The 16,975-nt window shown below is 31.3% G+C and carries 17 protein-coding genes and 1 pseudogene; all 18 read left to right on the forward strand.

Annotated features, from left to right (window positions below; all coding sequences use genetic code 11):
• Position 1: 1 nt before the first annotated feature.
• Positions 2 to 1,129 carry a hypothetical protein gene (locus ACRHNM_RS01840; protein ID WP_431133063.1) on the forward strand — a complete coding sequence of 376 codons (1,128 nt, stop codon included), beginning with the start codon at positions 2 to 4 and terminating at the stop codon, positions 1,127 to 1,129.
• Positions 1,126 to 2,172 (forward strand): dTDP-glucose 4,6-dehydratase, encoded by a 1,047-nt coding sequence (gene rfbB, locus ACRHNM_RS01845; protein ID WP_431133065.1) that lies wholly within the window; start codon positions 1,126 to 1,128, stop codon positions 2,170 to 2,172. The genes ACRHNM_RS01840 and rfbB overlap by 4 nt, the downstream gene beginning before the upstream one ends.
• Positions 2,173 to 2,175: 3 nt before the next feature.
• Positions 2,176 to 3,045 carry a glucose-1-phosphate thymidylyltransferase RfbA gene (gene rfbA / locus ACRHNM_RS01850; protein ID WP_431133067.1) on the forward strand — a complete coding sequence of 290 codons (870 nt, stop codon included), beginning with the start codon at positions 2,176 to 2,178 and terminating at the stop codon, positions 3,043 to 3,045.
• Positions 3,042 to 3,587: a dTDP-4-dehydrorhamnose 3,5-epimerase gene (rfbC, locus tag ACRHNM_RS01855; RefSeq protein WP_431133069.1), complete on the forward strand. Its 546-nt coding sequence runs from the start codon at positions 3,042 to 3,044 to the stop codon at positions 3,585 to 3,587. The genes rfbA and rfbC overlap by 4 nt, the downstream gene beginning before the upstream one ends.
• Positions 3,584 to 4,432, forward strand: coding sequence for a dTDP-4-dehydrorhamnose reductase (gene rfbD / locus ACRHNM_RS01860; RefSeq protein WP_431133071.1), 849 nt, complete (start codon positions 3,584 to 3,586; stop codon positions 4,430 to 4,432). The genes rfbC and rfbD overlap by 4 nt, the downstream gene beginning before the upstream one ends.
• Complete coding sequence (gene cysQ, locus ACRHNM_RS01865) at positions 4,432 to 5,232, forward strand: 3'(2'),5'-bisphosphate nucleotidase CysQ (protein ID WP_431134005.1); 801 nt, start codon at positions 4,432 to 4,434, stop codon at positions 5,230 to 5,232. The genes rfbD and cysQ overlap by 1 nt, the downstream gene beginning before the upstream one ends.
• A gap of 1 nt (position 5,233) precedes the next feature.
• The gene (locus ACRHNM_RS01870; RefSeq protein ID WP_431133073.1) at positions 5,234 to 5,686 is read left to right on the forward strand and encodes a DUF2061 domain-containing protein; all 453 of its coding nucleotides are present in this window, start codon (positions 5,234 to 5,236) and stop codon (positions 5,684 to 5,686) included.
• Positions 5,687 to 5,695: 9 nt separating this feature from the next.
• Positions 5,696 to 6,295 carry an adenylyl-sulfate kinase gene (gene cysC / locus ACRHNM_RS01875; protein WP_431133076.1) on the forward strand — a complete coding sequence of 200 codons (600 nt, stop codon included), beginning with the start codon at positions 5,696 to 5,698 and terminating at the stop codon, positions 6,293 to 6,295.
• On the forward strand, positions 6,292 to 7,197 hold the full coding sequence (cysD, locus tag ACRHNM_RS01880) for a sulfate adenylyltransferase subunit CysD (RefSeq protein ID WP_431133078.1): 906 nt from the start codon (positions 6,292 to 6,294) through the stop codon (positions 7,195 to 7,197). The genes cysC and cysD overlap by 4 nt, the downstream gene beginning before the upstream one ends.
• A gap of 16 nt (positions 7,198 to 7,213) precedes the next feature.
• Positions 7,214 to 8,467, forward strand: a complete 1,254-nt coding sequence (gene cysN, locus ACRHNM_RS01885; RefSeq protein WP_431133080.1) for a sulfate adenylyltransferase subunit CysN — start codon at positions 7,214 to 7,216, stop codon at positions 8,465 to 8,467.
• A 21-nt stretch (positions 8,468 to 8,488) separates the two neighbouring features.
• Positions 8,489 to 9,034 (forward strand): hypothetical protein, encoded by a 546-nt coding sequence (locus tag ACRHNM_RS01890; RefSeq protein WP_431133082.1) that lies wholly within the window; start codon positions 8,489 to 8,491, stop codon positions 9,032 to 9,034.
• 3 nt (positions 9,035 to 9,037) lie between these two features.
• Positions 9,038 to 10,189 (forward strand): non-hydrolyzing UDP-N-acetylglucosamine 2-epimerase, encoded by a 1,152-nt coding sequence (wecB, locus tag ACRHNM_RS01895; RefSeq protein WP_431133084.1) that lies wholly within the window; start codon positions 9,038 to 9,040, stop codon positions 10,187 to 10,189.
• 21 nt (positions 10,190 to 10,210) lie between these two features.
• The gene (wecC, locus tag ACRHNM_RS01900) at positions 10,211 to 11,422 is read left to right on the forward strand and encodes a UDP-N-acetyl-D-mannosamine dehydrogenase (protein ID WP_431133086.1); all 1,212 of its coding nucleotides are present in this window, start codon (positions 10,211 to 10,213) and stop codon (positions 11,420 to 11,422) included.
• A 38-nt stretch (positions 11,423 to 11,460) separates the two neighbouring features.
• Positions 11,461 to 12,768 (forward strand): O-antigen polymerase, encoded by a 1,308-nt coding sequence (locus ACRHNM_RS01905; protein ID WP_431133088.1) that lies wholly within the window; start codon positions 11,461 to 11,463, stop codon positions 12,766 to 12,768.
• Positions 12,769 to 12,841: 73 nt separating this feature from the next.
• Positions 12,842 to 13,948 carry an O-antigen ligase family protein gene (locus tag ACRHNM_RS01910; protein ID WP_431133090.1) on the forward strand — a complete coding sequence of 369 codons (1,107 nt, stop codon included), beginning with the start codon at positions 12,842 to 12,844 and terminating at the stop codon, positions 13,946 to 13,948.
• A gap of 7 nt (positions 13,949 to 13,955) precedes the next feature.
• On the forward strand, positions 13,956 to 15,065 hold the full coding sequence (locus ACRHNM_RS01915; RefSeq protein WP_431133092.1) for a glycosyltransferase: 1,110 nt from the start codon (positions 13,956 to 13,958) through the stop codon (positions 15,063 to 15,065).
• 11 nt (positions 15,066 to 15,076) lie between these two features.
• A complete protein-coding gene (locus ACRHNM_RS01920) occupies positions 15,077 to 16,273 on the forward strand; it encodes a glycosyltransferase family 4 protein (protein ID WP_431133094.1) in 1,197 nt (398 codons plus the stop codon).
• Between the two features lie 497 nt (positions 16,274 to 16,770).
• Positions 16,771 to 16,971 (forward strand): annotated as a pseudogene (locus tag ACRHNM_RS01925) (DapH/DapD/GlmU-related protein); the annotation flags it as partial.
• Between the last annotated feature and the right edge of the window lie 4 nt (positions 16,972 to 16,975).

Below are 16,975 nucleotides of genomic sequence, written 5' to 3' on the forward strand. Positions count from 1 at the left end.
TATGAATAAAGAAATACAGAATAATAATAATACACCTGAAGAAGTTGATTTAGGACAACTATTCTCTTTAATCGAAAGACTTTTTAAAAAACTAGGTGAGTTTATTGTCAAAATATTCAAGTTTCTGTTACTACTAATTGAAAAGTTAGGAGTTTTAATTTTAATAATTCTTAATGTTTTAAAAAGAAATTTTATAAAAATTGGAATTTTATGCGCACTGGTGTTTGTGTTTTTCTTTTTGATGAATAAATATTCTGATAAAGAATATAAATCCAATATGGTTGTAAGTCAGAATTTCACAACGGGAAGATTATTATACACAACCATAAGCAGATTAGACGGATTAGCTAAAAAGAACGATTCTTTAGCGATAAGTAAAGAACTCAATATTCCAATAAAAACAGCGTCTAAGATTAAAGGCTTTAGAATTAAGGACTTTATGAATCAAAACCAATTAGAACGCGATTACTATGAGATGATGAATACCAAAGACTCATTAAAAAGAATGAGTATTGAGGACTATGAATCTCAAATTGATTATGAAAATTTTCCAGCTCAGAGTATCACAATATTTGCTGAGTCAACAGACATTTACAATTCAAATTTATCGAATGCGATTATAAAAATGTTTGAAAGTAATGTTTATTACAACGAAGAACGTTTAAAAACTATCGACATCATCAATGACAAATTGGTAGCATATCAGAGTATGCTGGAGAAATCAGAAACATTACAAAATGAATATGTTAGTATTTTAAAGAGTTATTACAATATTTCTGATACCTCAAAAGGTATGCCTGAGACGAACTTAAATGTGAACCTAAACAACACCAAAGAAAAAGTAGATACAAAAGAATTTGATTTGCTTGAAGATCAAAAAAGTATCAAATTAGAAATCGCAACATTAAAAGCAAAACTTGAAAATAATAAATCTATTTTAAGGCTACAGAAAGGCTTTTCTGAAGCGATATCAGTGGACAACTTTTACAAAGAAAACCGAAATGCAGCTATCATAACGGTGTTTATTATTTTGATGTTACTATATTTAATAAAAGAATTTAATGTGCTTGGTTTTATTAATCAACACGGAATAAAAGAAAGACTATCTAAAGAATCAAAATGGTTATGAAGAAAGTATTAATTACAGGAGGTGCTGGTTTTATTGGTTCTCACGTTGTAAGATTATTTGTTGAAAAATACCCAGAATATCACATTTATAATTTAGATGCATTAACCTATGCTGGAAATTTAGAGAATTTAAGCGATATAGAAAATGCACCTAATTATACATTTATTAAAGGCGATATTACTGAAGAGAATTTTATAAATGAATTATTTAGCACTCACAAATTTGATAGTGTTATTCATCTTGCTGCAGAGTCGCATGTAGATAGATCCATTACAGACCCTTTGGCTTTTGTAAAAACCAATGTTATTGGTACAATGATTCTATTAAATGCCTTCAAAACATGTTGGAGTGATAATTTCGAAGACAAATTATTTTACCATATAAGTACAGATGAAGTTTATGGCACCTTAGGAGAAACAGGCCTGTTTACTGAAACCACATCATACGATCCTAATTCGCCTTATTCTGCATCAAAGGCAAGTTCAGATCACTTTGTAAGAGCTTATGGTGAAACCTATGGTTTACCGTATGTAATTACTAACTGTTCAAATAATTACGGGCAAAATCAATTTCCCGAAAAGCTCATTCCGTTGTTCATTAATAATATTATAAACAACAAGCCATTACCTGTTTATGGAGATGGTAATTATACGCGAGATTGGCTATACGTTAAAGACCATGCCATTGCAATAGATTTAGTTTTTCACAAAGGAAAATTAGGGGAAACGTATAATATTGGAGGCTTTAACGAGTGGAAAAATATTGATTTAGTTAGGCTGTTATGTCAGCAAATGGATGCTAAATTAAACCGAGTTGAAGGCGCTTCTGAAAAGCTAATTACTTATGTAAAAGACAGACCTGGTCATGATTTGAGATATGCAATAGATGCTTCAAAAATTAAAAATGAATTAGGATGGAAACCCTCTGTTACTTTTGAAGAAGGATTAGAAAAGACAATTAAATGGTATTTATGTAACGAAAATTGGTTACACAACGTAACAAGCGGAGCTTATAAAACATATTACCAAAAGCAATACAATTAAAACATGAAAGGAATTATTTTAGCAGGAGGATCAGGAACACGACTACACCCTTTAACCTTGTCATTAAGTAAGCAACTAATGCCTGTTTATGACAAACCAATGATATACTATCCTCTTTCTACACTGATGTATTCTGGTATTAATGAAATATTAATTATTTCAACTCCAAAAGATCTACCATTATTTAAAGAATTACTTGGAGATGGAAAGAAATTCGGATGCAAATTTGAGTATGCTGTTCAAGAGTCTCCTAACGGATTAGCAGAAGCATTTATAATTGGTGCTGATTTTATTGGAAACGAAAAAGTAGCGCTTATTCTGGGAGATAATATCTTCTACGGATCAGGTTTATCTAAGTTATTACAGGCTAATAATGATCCTGATGGAGGAATCATTTATGCATACAGAGTACATGATCCTGAGCGTTATGGTGTTGTTGAATTTGATAGTACAGGTCAAGCCATTTCTATTGAAGAAAAGCCAAAAAAACCAAAATCTAACTTCGCAGTACCAGGTATCTATTTTTATGATAACTCCGTTGTTGAGATTGCAAAAAATATAGCGCCAAGCCATAGAGGTGAACTTGAAATCACAGACGTTAATAAAGAGTATTTAAAAAGAAATAAATTAAGTGTTAGCATTCTTGATCGAGGTACTGCCTGGTTAGACACAGGAACCTTTCAATCCTTAATGCAAGCGTCTCAGTTTGTTGAGGTTATTGAAGAACGTCAAGGCTTAAAAATTGGAGCAATTGAAGCCGCTGCATTTGAAATGGGATATATTAATAAGCAAGAATTTAAAAAGTTAGCAGAACCACTTATGAAAAGTGGATATGGAAAAAACTTATTAGGACTACTCAAAGAAAAAAAATGAATATAAAAGAATCTAAACTTGAAGGATGTTTCATATTGGAGCCTAAGGTTTTTGAAGACAAAAGAGGTTATTTTTTTGAAAGTTTTAATCAAAACAAATTTAATGACCTATTAGGTTATCAAATTAATTTTGTCCAAGATAATGAGTCCTTTTCTTCAAAAGGTGTCTTAAGAGGGTTACATTATCAGACAGGAGAGCACCAGCAAGCAAAACTTGTAAGAGTTATCAGTGGAAAAGTTTTAGATGTTGTTGTTGATTTAAGAAAAGAGTCTAAAACATTCGGACAACATTTTTCAGTTGAACTTTCAAGTAAAAACAAAAAACAACTATTTGTACCACGCGGATTTGCACATGGTTTTGTGGTATTAAGTGATACTGTTATCTTCACATATAAATGTGATAACTTTTATAATAAAGAATCTGAAGCCGGAATTATTTACAATGATTCAAATCTGGGTATAGATTGGTTACTGAATTCAAATGAAATAATTATTTCACAGAAAGACACACAACTTCCTTCATTTGAAAACGCTAGATTATGAATATATTAGTCACAGGTGCAAATGGGCAACTAGCGACATGTATACGGAGTTTAGATCACTCTAATATTGACTATAATTTTATTTATAAAAATTCTTCAGAACTCGATATAGTAAATATTGAAGCTGTTAAAACCCTTTTTAAAAGTAGTACCATAAATTATTGTATTAATTGTGCTGCCTACACCGCAGTTGATACTGCAGAAAGTGATTCAGATAAAGCGTATGATGTGAATGTTAAAGGTTCTGAAAACTTAGCAAAAGTGTGTCATGAATTTAACACCACACTAATTCATATTTCAACAGATTTCGTTTTTGAAGGCTCATCAAAAAAGCCTTACAATGAAACACACAGTACAAACCCTCTAAATATTTATGGATCTACCAAACTGGAGGGAGAACAAAAAATACAACACCATTTAGACAAATATTTTATTTTAAGAACCTCTTGGTTATATTCTGAATTTGGAAATAATTTTTTAAAAACAATGCTCAGACTTTCAAAAGACAGAGATGAAATAGGGGTTGTTTCAGACCAAATAGGTACTCCAACTTATGCCATGGATTTAGCGCGTGTCATTCTGAAAATCATTCAAACAAACAATACCAGCTATGGTATTTATCATTATAGTAATGAAGGTGTTGCTAGTTGGTATGATTTTGCTTTAGCTATTTTTGATTTAAATAAAATTAAAATAACAGTTAACCCAATTACCACTCAAGATTTTCCAACACCTGCAAAACGACCAAGCTATAGTGTGCTTGATAAATCAAAAATAAAAAAAGCTCTCAAAGTAGAGATTCCTCATTGGACAAACAGTCTGAAAAAAGCAATATCAAATTTATGATTGAACAAAATTTACAACTAGCCATTAAAGCATCATTAGAAGCTGGAAAAGTTATCATGGAAGTATATGACACAGCTTTCAATGTAGAGCTAAAAGATGATAAATCACCATTAACCGAAGCAGATAAGAAAGCTAATGATGTTATTAATTCGTATTTAACAGCTACTGAAATTCCTATAATTTCTGAAGAAAATAAACAAACAGAGTATAGTGTTAGAAAAACCTGGAATACGTGTTGGGTTGTTGATCCTGTAGATGGGACAAAGGAGTTTATCAAACGAAATGGGGAGTTCACGGTGAATATTGCTTTGGTAAAAGAAGGCAGTCCATTATTGGGTGTTATTTATGTGCCAGCAACTAAAGTTTTATATTTTGCTGATGTTTCTAAAAACGAAGGTTTTAAAGCTGAATTAAACGCCCACCAAACAGGTGTTGAAGACATTTTGAACATAGCAAAGCCATTACAACCCAAAAAAGGAAATTCTAATCCAGTTCAAGTTGTTGGAAGTCGCTCTCATATGAGTCAAGAAACTATGGATTTCATGGAATCTTTAAAAGGTGATGGCAATCAAGTAGAGGTAGTTTCAAAAGGAAGCTCTCTAAAATTTTGTTTAGTAGCTGAAGGGAATGCCGATATTTATCCGAGATTTGCACCAACAATGGAATGGGATACGGCTGCCGGACAAGCTATTTGCAATGCGGTCGGAATAGAAGTCATTTCCAAAGAAACTCATAAACCACTTTTATACAATAAACAAAATTTATTAAACCCTTGGTTTTTAGTTTCTAAAACAAACTAAAATGACAGCATACAAAAAAGAATCTCACATAAGAAGTATTATAAAGGGTATTTCTTGGCGTGCTGTAGCAACAGCAGACACTATTTTTGTTGTCTTGTTTATTACTTGCCTTAATGGAGAATGTAGTATAGACAACGCTCTAAAAATTGGTGCAGCGGAGTTTCTTATTAAACTAATAATATATTATTTTCATGAGCGTATTTGGCAGCGTTTTCTATTTAGAGCAAAATCAATCACAAAGGTGCTTTTACATAAAACCATTTCTTGGCGAATAATAGCAACTTCAATGACGTTTGTTATATCTGGAACCATCTTAAATGCCTTTGATGAAATAGCTCTTTATATTGCACTTACTGAATTGTTTACGAAATTTATATTGTATTACATACATGAAAAATTATGGTTAAAAATACCATTAGGTAAAATCCGTACTTTTTTCTCTAAAAGAACATAAAAATTATTGATGAAAGATCATATCACACCACATAGCTATCAAATTTCAAATCAAGATAGAAATGAAGCTTACAAGCACAATTCTTTTTTGTTGTGGTTTACAGGATTGTCAGGTTCCGGAAAATCAACTATTGCAAATGTCGTTGAACAAGAATTATTTAAAATTGGAATAAAAACATACACATTAGATGGCGACAACATCCGAAAGGGAATTAATAATGATTTAACCTTTTCCCCAGAAGACAGAACAGAAAACATAAGACGTATTGCAGAAGTTGCAAATTTAATGATAGATGCAGGACTGGTTGTACTAGCCGCATTTGTGTCTCCTTATAAAAAAGATAGACAGAATATTAGAACTATCGTTAAAGATGTTAACTTTGTTGAAGTTTTTATCAATACCAGTGTTGAAGAATGTGAGCGAAGAGACGTTAAAGGGCTTTATAAAAAAGCTAGAGCAGGAGAAATTAAGAACATGACAGGTATATCTGCACCTTATGAAGCTCCTGAAAACCCTGATATAGAAATAAAAACAGAGGTAGAAACTGTTGAAGATGCGGTAAAAAGAATAGTTGATTATATAACACCAAAATTGTCAAGGCAATTATGAATAAATATTACTTAAATTATTTAGATGAATTAGAAAGCGAAGCTATCTTTATTTTACGAGAAGTTTGGGCTCAATTTGAAAACCCAGTGATTTTATTTTCTGGAGGAAAAGATTCAATTCTTGTAACTCATTTAGCCAAAAAAGCATTCTATCCTGCTAAAATTCCATTTCCTTTAATGCACGTTGATACAGGACATAATTTCCCTGAAACCATTCAGTTTAGAGATGATATTATCAAAGATTTAGGGGTGTCACTCATTGTGGGCTCTGTACAAGACTCTATTGATGAGGGACGAGTAGCTGAAGAAAAAGGAAAAAATGCAACCAGAAATGCACTTCAAATCACAACCTTACTCGATGCTATTGAATCTAATAAAATTGATTGTGCTATTGGAGGAGGTCGCCGAGATGAAGAGAAAGCAAGAGCTAAAGAGCGCTTTTTTTCACATAGAGATGATTTTGGACAATGGGATCCAAAGAACCAGAGACCAGAACTTTGGAATATTTTTAATGGAAAACATTTTGAAGGAGAACACTTTAGAGCATTTCCAATTAGCAACTGGACAGAAATGGATGTTTGGAATTATATCAAACGTGAAAACATAGCTATTCCATCTTTATATTATGCTCACGAACGAGAAGTGGTTTGGAGACAAGATTCCTGGATACCAAACTCTGAATTTTTAGTACTCGAGGATCATGAAAAAATCGTTACTAAAAGAATACGTTTTAGAACCTTAGGAGATATCACAATCACAGGAGGAATAGAATCTGATGCAGATACATTAGAAAAAATCGCTGATGAAGTCTCTGGTATGCGTCAAACCGAAAGAGGCAATAGAAGTGATGATAAACGTTCTGAGTCTGCTATGGAAGATAGAAAACGTCAAGGGTATTTTTAATAATTAAACAAAGACAATGTTAGATAACAATCAATTATTACGATTTACAACAGCGGGAAGTGTAGACGATGGTAAAAGCACTTTAATAGGTCGCTTACTTTACGATTCTAAATCTATTTTTGAAGACCAATTACAGGCAATAGAAAACTCAAGTAAAAAGAAAGGACATGATGGTGTAGACTTGGCGCTTTTTACGGATGGACTAAAAGACGAAAGAGAACAAGGAATAACGATTGATGTTGCTTATAGATATTTCACAACACCAAAACGTAAGTTTATCATTGCTGATACGCCTGGTCATATTCAGTACACACGAAATATGGTAACTGGAGCATCAACAGCTAATGCCGCAATTATTCTGGTTGACGCTCGCCATGGTGTGATTGAACAAACAAGACGACATTCGTTTATTGCCTCTTTATTACAAATTCCTCATGTTATTGTATGTGTTAACAAAATGGATTTAGTTGATTTTTCAGAAGAAGTATATAATAAAGTAATTAATCAATTTGAAGAATTTTCTTCAAAAATGCTGGTTAAGGATGTTCGTTTTATTCCAATTAGTGCTTTGCTAGGAGACAATGTAGTAAATCGTTCAAAAAATATGGATTGGTATCAAGGAGCACCTTTATTACATACTTTAGAAACCATGCATATTAGTAGCGATATCAATAAAGTAGATGCACGTTTTCCTGTTCAGACCGTTTTAAGACCACAAAGTGAAACGCATAGAGATTATCGAGGCTATGCAGGAAGGGTTGCTAGTGGTATACTTAGGGTTGGAGATGAGATTACGGTAATGCCATCAGGATTTACATCTATCATTAAGAGTATTGATACACTGGATAAATCTCTTGAAGAGGCTTATGCACCAATGTCGGTTTCAATAACATTAGAAGATGATATTGATATCAGCAGAGGTGATATGATAGTCAGATCTAATAACAAACCAGAAGCTTCACAGGATATAGAAGTTATGCTATGCTGGCTACACAAAGATAATGCAAAACCAAGGGCAAAATATAGTATCAGGCATACCTCAAACGAACAAAAGGCTATGATTAAAGAAGTCGTTTACAAATTTGATATCAATTCTTTGGAAAGAAATAGCCATGATAAAGAGTTAGGCATGAATGACATATCAAAAGTTAAAATAAGAACAACGAAACCATTAATGGTTGATTCTTATAGAGAGAACAGAACTACTGGAAGCATAATTCTTGTAGATGATACCACAAATGAAACCGTTGCAGCTGGAATGATTGTGTAATCAAATTATAAAAATTATACCATGAAAAATGTTTTATTAGTTGCTTGTTTATTAATTGCACTTACATCGTGTAAAGAGAATAAATCTGAAAAAACTGATAACAAAGCAGAGATCCAACAAAAAGAAAATGCCAGGTCCATTAAAGAGGAATTGGTGGTTGAGTTACATGTTGAATATTTAAAAAATGATAATATTTGGCTGTTTTATACAGAAGATTATCAGGAGTATTCTTTTCCCGTAGAAAACGCAATACAAAAATCTGTGAAAGGTAAAGAGGGGTTTCAATTGGTAAGTTTTGAGTTTCCTAAAGAAGTTTACCCAGAACGCATTAAAATAAGATTCAGTAATAATAAGGATCAAAACACAATAAAACTTAAGGAAATTAAAATTTCTAAAGCTAAAAACGTGCTTACCATTGACCCTTCTAATTTTGTAAACTATTTTAATTTTAGCAAATTTATTTCTACATCAGACGGTTATGAGTTATACCTAAAAGAAGTTGATAATCTATATGACCCTAATATTGTTAGCTCATCTCAATTAGACAACGAGCTAATAAAGTTATAATTAATGAAAATAAAAAACCTTATAATTTTTGGTACTAGACCCGAAGCGATAAAAATGGCTCCTCTAGTAAAACAATTTGAAAGTTTTTCTGAAAAGTTTGAAACCAAAGTTTGTATTACAGCGCAACATAGAGAAATGCTGGATCAGGTATTGTCTTTTTTTGAAATTACTCCTGATTATGATCTTGATATCATGAAGCCAAACCAAAACTTATACAGCCTAACCTCAGATATCATTACAAATTTAAAGCCTGTTTTAGAAGAGTTCAAGCCTGATTACGTTTACGTTCATGGAGATACAACCACGACAATGGCTTCAAGTTTAGCAGCTTTTTATTCTGGTGCTAAAATTTGCCATGTGGAAGCAGGTTTACGTACTTTTGATTTAAACGCTCCTTTTCCAGAAGAGATGAACAGATCTGTAACAGGAGTTGTAACAAACATTCATTTTTCTCCAACAGAAACTTCAAAACAAAACTTACTAAACGAAAACAAAAAACAAGATACCATTGTCGTTACAGGAAATACAGTAATTGATGCCTTGCTTTTTAGTGTAGATAAGGTTAATCATCCTAATTTTAAAGATCAGGAAATAGAGGATTTAAAACCATTTTTAGATAACAATAAGAGAATAATTTTGGTTACTGGCCATCGTAGAGAAAATCACGGACAAGGTTTTATAAATATTTGCAATGCTTTAAAGCAAATTGCCTTAGAGCATCCCGAAGTACAAATTATATATCCTGTACATTTAAATCCTAATGTACAAAAGCCTGTATATGATTTACTTAATAGTATCGATAATATAAAACTTATTTCTCCATTGTCATATCCTGCTTTTGTTTGGTTAATGGAAAAATCGTATTTAATTATTACAGATAGTGGTGGTGTTCAGGAAGAAGCACCAAGTCTGGGAAAACCAGTGTTGGTAATGCGTGACACAACAGAAAGACCTGAAGCACTTGATGCAGGAACAGTTCTTTTAGTTGGTACAAATACAGATGAAATAATTAATAAAACCAAAGAGTTGTTATTGCAAGAAGACACTTATTTTAATATGAGTAAACTTCATAATCCTTATGGAAACGGAAATGCATGTACCCGAATTTTAGAATATATTTTAGAAGACTCAAACAAAATAAGTCACAATAATTAATATAATTAACCATACACCTTGATGAATCAACCAGAAGTAGTCATGATAGGGTTGGGCTATATTGGTCTGCCAACTGCAGCATTAATTGCACAAAAAAAAACCAAAGTTCACGGCGTTGATATTAATCCTGATGTTGTAGAAACAATAAATGCCGGAAAAATTCACATTGTTGAACCAGAATTAGATACCGCTGTCGCAAATGCTGTTAAAGAAGGGTATTTAAAAGCTGCAACAACACCTGTTGAAGCTAACGTTTATTTAGTTGTGGTACCAACTCCGTTTAAGGCAAAAAATGAACCAGATATTTCTTTTGTAGAATCTGCAACCAAAGCAATAATACCGTTATTGAAAGAGGGAGATTTATACATTATTGAGTCCACTTCACCAATTGGAACCACAGAAAAAATGATGAGGTTGATTTATTCAGAAAGACCTGATCTCGAAGACAAACTTTTTATGGCTTATTGTCCAGAGCGTGTTTTACCTGGCAATGTGATGTATGAACTCGTTAATAATGATAGAGTTATTGGAGGCGTTAATTCTGAATCAACTCATAAAGCAGTAGCATTTTATCGCCAGTTTATTGAAGGAGATTTGCATAAAACAAATGCAAGAACAGCAGAGATGTGTAAGCTTGTTGAGAATTCATCAAGAGATGTACAAATAGCTTTTGCTAATGAACTATCATTAATTTGTGATAAAGCTAATATAAATGTTTGGGAACTTATAGAACTTGCTAATAAACATCCTCGTGTAAATATCTTGCAGCCTGGTTGTGGCGTTGGAGGTCATTGCATTGCTGTTGATCCGTATTTTATTGTTTCAGATTATCCTTTAGAATCTAAAATAATTGGTAAAGCGAGAGAGATTAATAACTATAAATCCTTTTGGTGTGCAGAAAAAGTGCAAACCGCTAAATTAGAGTTTGAGTTAAAACATGGTTCCAAACCTAAAATTGCATTAATGGGATTGGCATTTAAACCCAATATAGATGATCTTAGAGAATCTCCTGCAAAATATATTGCTCAGAAAGTTCTTCAAAATGCAAATAATGAAGAATATTACATCGTAGAACCCAATATTGATTCGCATAACGTTTTTAAGCTAACAAATTATAAAACAGCTACAGAAGCAGCAGACATTATTGTATTTTTGGTTGCACATGATGAATTCAAAACTTTAAAAATACCTCAAGACAAAGTTGTTTTAGATTTTTGTGGTATTTTAAAATAAAAGAGTAAACAATCAGTTTTCTTTTATAGTAACTTAAAATGAAATCATATATAGATCAAATAAGAGAAACCAAATCTGGGAGCGTTTTAAATAAGTTAATGCTTATTACCTCTTTGGAAATACTCCTCTTAATGATTTTTAAAGCTTCAATTCATTCCTTTATATATGTATTTTTACTATTTAACCTTTATAAGTTTTATCTGATTTTATTTAAAAACAACAGATTAACTTCACCTGTATTCTTTGCGTCTGTAGTGTTCATTTTTTGGATGTCTATTGGTAATTTTCTCAATGTACTCTTAACAAAATATACAGACAAAGAACATTATTATGAGATCACACTGCTAATAAGTATTTCTTATTTAATGCTTTTGGTTGGACTAGCTGCTGGAAAAAAAATTAAATTTCCTAAAATAAAACGTTCTTATTTTTACTTAGATTATAAAAGTGGTGCTTTAATATTATATATAATTATTTTATTTTCAATGGCATCCTCTGTTGTTTACAATTATCCTATAATAAAAGCTTTAATTGAAGGAAATTATTTTGGAAGCAGAATAACCATGATTTTTGGTCGAGGGTATTTAAATGTCTTAGGTTCCTTTCACACGTATACACTACCATTTCTTTTTATGATTAAGTTTCATAAAGGTTTAAAGGTTAATTGGTTTGATATACTATTAATATTTCTTTCTTTCTTTTTAGTAATAATACCATTGCACAGAGGTCCAGTGCTCACTCTTTTTTTAACATATTTATTTATTTTCAACGACTTTAAAAGACCCATCCCAGTAAAAAAACTAGTTAAGTATGGGTCTGTTTCAGTATTGTTATTTGGTTCGATAATTCCAGCAGTAAGAGGTATTAACCGTGATTTTATAGAAATTCTGAGAAACGAAATAGGAATTCATACTTGGAATTTATCCCATTATATAGGAATGACAGAAGAAACGGGTTATTTTGGATTAAAACCATTAACAATGGCTCTGGCTATTTTATTACCAGGTCATCAGGTAGGTTTTGAAATCTGGATAAAAGATATTTCACCTATTAACGTACATGTTGGAGGAGCGTCAATGTCTTTGATAGGTGAAGGTTTTATGGAGTATGGCTTAATTGGTGTTATGGTTAATTTTTTTGTTCTAGGACTTATACTAGCTGTTTTATTTAATCACAGAAGCTATTCTTATGGGTTTTATTTTCTATTCTTGTATTTTTTAAATAGAACAGAATCAATTATTCAATTTGGTTTTGGTAAGGTATTACTTACTGTAATAATAGTATTTGTTTTTATCAACCTTATAAATAACTTTAAGCCAAGTACAGATACCTCTGTAACAAACTAAATATATGTTTAAGCAAACGGAATTAAATTTTAACAGGACTTTTTTTTTCCTATCAGTATTATATGTTTGTTTTGTGTTCTTTTCGCCAGCCATTTCAAATATTTGCTTAGGATTAAGCATTCTTATTTTTGTAAGCGGACTAATTTCAAGAAAGATTAGCTTTAGTTTTTCTAAGAAAACATTAAAAATATACCTCCTTATTTGCACCCCTTTTTTATTAACTTTTATATCGTTTTTAAACTCTTACGATACCATCTATTCGTTAGATTTTTTATGGTTAAGAGCACCTCTTTTTGTGCTTCCACTAATGATTTTAAATTTAAATAACATAGAGAAAAAGGATATTGATTACGCTTTTCTTTTGTACGTGTTTGCTGCTTTTTTAGCAACGGTTATTTCCTATGTTAATGCCATTAAAATATACTTTGAACATGGCCTTTTCTTAGACCCAAACTTAACCAGAGACTACATCACTCCAATTCAACATCCTTATTATGGGATTTTTACCTTGGTGGCTATTATAACATTGTATTTTTATGGAAGTATTATCAAGCAAAAAAAAGTTAGAGTTTTTTTATTGGTTTTCTTTAGTGTAGGAGTTGTTCTTTCTACGTCCAGAACAGCCATTCTTCTCTTGTTACTTTTTTTAGTGTATACTATTTTTTCATTTTTTAAAAACCATAAAACCTATAGACTACTTGTCTTAGGAAGTTTGGGCGTAATTGTTTTTTTAAGTGTTTCTAATACAGTTTTAAAAACAAAAATAATAAATACACTTTCGTATTGGGATTCTCCAAGAGCCTGGTTATGGGATAATTCGTATAAAGTCATTAAATATTCAAACCATAAGCTAACAGGCACAGGAATAGGTGATTTTTATCGAATTAAAAGAAGCCCAGAAAAATTCATTCATTCTCAAAGAGGAACTTATGGCTATAATCCTCATAATCAATATCTGGAGTTTTTAATCACTAATGGAATATTTGGTTTATTATATGTGTTTACAATGTTATATTTGCTTTACATCAGTTACAGATCAAAAACGGTATATACAGTAATGATAGTTTTAATTATTTCTGTTTTTTCCTTTACAGAATGTATCTTTAATCGTCAATTTGGTATTCAATTATATTCATTTTTCCTGCCAGTTTCTTTAATATTGGCAACCAAAAAGCAGTAGTTAATTCATGTTACATTCAAAAAAAATTTTAATTGTTCAGCGGGTTATTACGTCTTACAGACTTGAGCTTCTGAAAGGACTCTGTGATCATTTTTTAGAAGTGGGAATTGTAACTTCGTCTGGAGAAGAAAAAGGAACTTTAAAAAAAGCTCATCTTAATCTTGATGGTTTTGATAATTTAAAGATACATGAACTTAAATCATTGAAAATAAATTATACAGGAGAATCAAGATCTACAAGTCTTTTTGTTTACCCGAGTGTTGTTAAATTAATAAAGGCATATGATTTCTTAATTATAGAAGGCACAACAAATATTATAAATAATAGTTATATTATTCCAATTGCAAAAGCAATGAATAAACATATAATCTGGTGGGATTCGGGATATTCTCCATCAAAGAGAACACTTCGAAGAAAATTTATTGATACGGTTATCAAACCGTTGGTTTTGTTGACAGATAAACAAATGGCCTACTCTTCAAAAGGCGAGAAATATTTAAGAGCGCATATGGGAGGAAAGAATGCTTTTACAAATCTAAATACGATTGATACAGCATATTTTGAGAACATTAGAAACGAGGTTAAAACATCCATCTTGAACTATAGCTTTAACTCTAATTTGGTTAAATTATTATATGTTGGCGTAGTAGAAAAGAGAAAAAAAATACAAGAATTAATTGATCAAGTCAACAGCTTAAACTCCGAGAATAGTAATCGACAATACACTTTAGATGTTGTTGGAGGAGGAAATCAGTTGGAAGAATTAAAAAGTCAATATCAAAGTAATCTGATACATTTTCATGGACCAATATACGACAAGGAAACATTAAAACAATTTTACTTTAAAAGTGATTTGTTTGTGCTACCTGGAGATGGAGGCTTAGCGATACTGCAATCCTTGTTATATGGCTTACCAGTACTTTGCCTTTATGGAGCTGATGGAACAGAGGAAGATTATATTCAAGATAAAACGTTTTTATTGCAAAAGACTGAAGATATTTACGAGTTTCTAAAAAATATTGAAAACATTGATAGGACACACTATTTAGACTATGTAGATAAAGTATCTTCAAAATTTTGGATTGAAAAGTTAATTAAAGCATTTCCAAATCAATAAACACAGCCGTAATGAGAGTTTTACAAATTAATAAGTTTTTATATAATATGGGTGGCGCAGAAACCTATATGTTTAAACTATCAGAAGCTCTTGAAGAACTTGGCCATGATGTTAAGTTTTGGGGAATGAAACATTCAAAAAATATAATTGAAGATGAATTTGATTGTTTTGCAGAGTGCATTGAGTTTTATGAGCTTTCAAATATTCAAAAAATAAGCTCTACCTACAATACGATTTATTCTAAGAAGAATATTAAGAAAATAAATCATTTTTTAGATCAATGGCTACCTGATATTGTACATATTCATAATTATAATTTTCAGCTTACTCCTTCGATTCTTAAAGTATTCCATAAAAGAAATATTAGAGTAGTTCAAACTATTCATGATAGCCAAATGGTTTGTCCGTATCATCGGTTATATAATTTCCAAAGAGAATCAACATGTGTAAAGTGTGTTGAAGGTAGTTTTTCTAATTGTATTAAAGACAGGTGTTTTGATAATTCATTATTTAAAAGTACCGTTGGAGCAATAGAATCTTACCTTTACCATGGTTTAGATTATTATAACAAATATATTGACTATTACATCAGTCCAAGTCAGTTCTTAAAAAATCTGGTAAGTAAAAGAGTAGATCAACCAATTGAAGTAATACCTAATTTTGTTGACGTTTTACTGAATCAAGAAGGCCTTAACAATAACAAAGATTCTTATTATTTATACTACGGAAGGGTTTCTAAAGAAAAAGGAATTATTGATATCATTCCAACATTTGAAAAGTTAAAACTAAAGCTCTATATTGTTGGTAACGGAAATGAAGTTTCACAAATACAGCAATCAGAATATATTACCTACCTTGGTCCTAAATATGGAGAAGAATTATTTTCTGTAATAGCTAATGCCAAGTATGTGATACAGCCTTCAAAATGGTTTGAAAACTGTCCAATGACAATTGTCGAGTCCTTTTCACTTGGTGTTCCAGTGATTGGCGCAAATCATAGTGGTTTTAAAGAGCTAATACAAGACGGTAAAACAGGTTTTATACTTGATTTCACAAATAAAGAGACATTAGAAAACGAACTATTGAGAGTTGATTCAATTTACACACAAAATTTGAGACAACAAGCATTTGATTTTTACGTTGATACCTTATCAAAACAACAACATTTGAGTAAAGTTGTTAAGATTTATGAATCGTTACTAACTTAAGTATGAGCCAAAGCTTACTCACAAAAATTATTTCAAAAATTAAAGGAGAAAAATATGATGTAAATCAAAGTTTTTCTACTTGGGACACTATTTTAATTCTCTCTAAAAAATCTGTTGCATTAGTAAAAGGCATGATTTTTATAAAACCTTTTTTAAAATCTTCAAACGGATTTGTTTTTAAAGAAAAAGGAGCGAAAATATCTTTTAAAAATAAAATAACCTGTGGTAAAAATTTACTTTTAAAACGAAATAGTCATATTTATGCATTATCAAATAAAGGTATAGTTATAGGTGATAATTTTTCTTTAGGGGAGTTTGCTATTATAGAATGCACAGGTGTTTTGAGATCAATTGGTGAATCATTGCAAATTGGAAATAATGTTGGAATTAATCATTATTGCTTCATTGGTGTAAGAGGTCCAGTTAAGATTGGTGATAATGTTATTTTTGGACCAAGAGTGAGTGTGTTTTCTGAGAACCACAATTCCAATCGGTTCGACATTCCAATTAAAGATCAAGGAGAAACTAGAAATAGCACTACAATTGGAAATGATGTTTGGATTGGAGCAAACTCCGTAATTTTATCTGGAGTTACAATAGGTGATGGTGCTATAATTGCAGCTGGAGCAGTGGTAAGTAAAGATGTTCCATCTTTAGCAATTGTTGGTGGTGTACCAGCTAAGGTTATTAAGTATCGCAATG

This window comes from Psychroserpens mesophilus (genome assembly GCF_050617655.1).
Taxonomy (GTDB): Bacteria; Bacteroidota; Bacteroidia; order Flavobacteriales; family Flavobacteriaceae; genus Psychroserpens; species Psychroserpens mesophilus_A.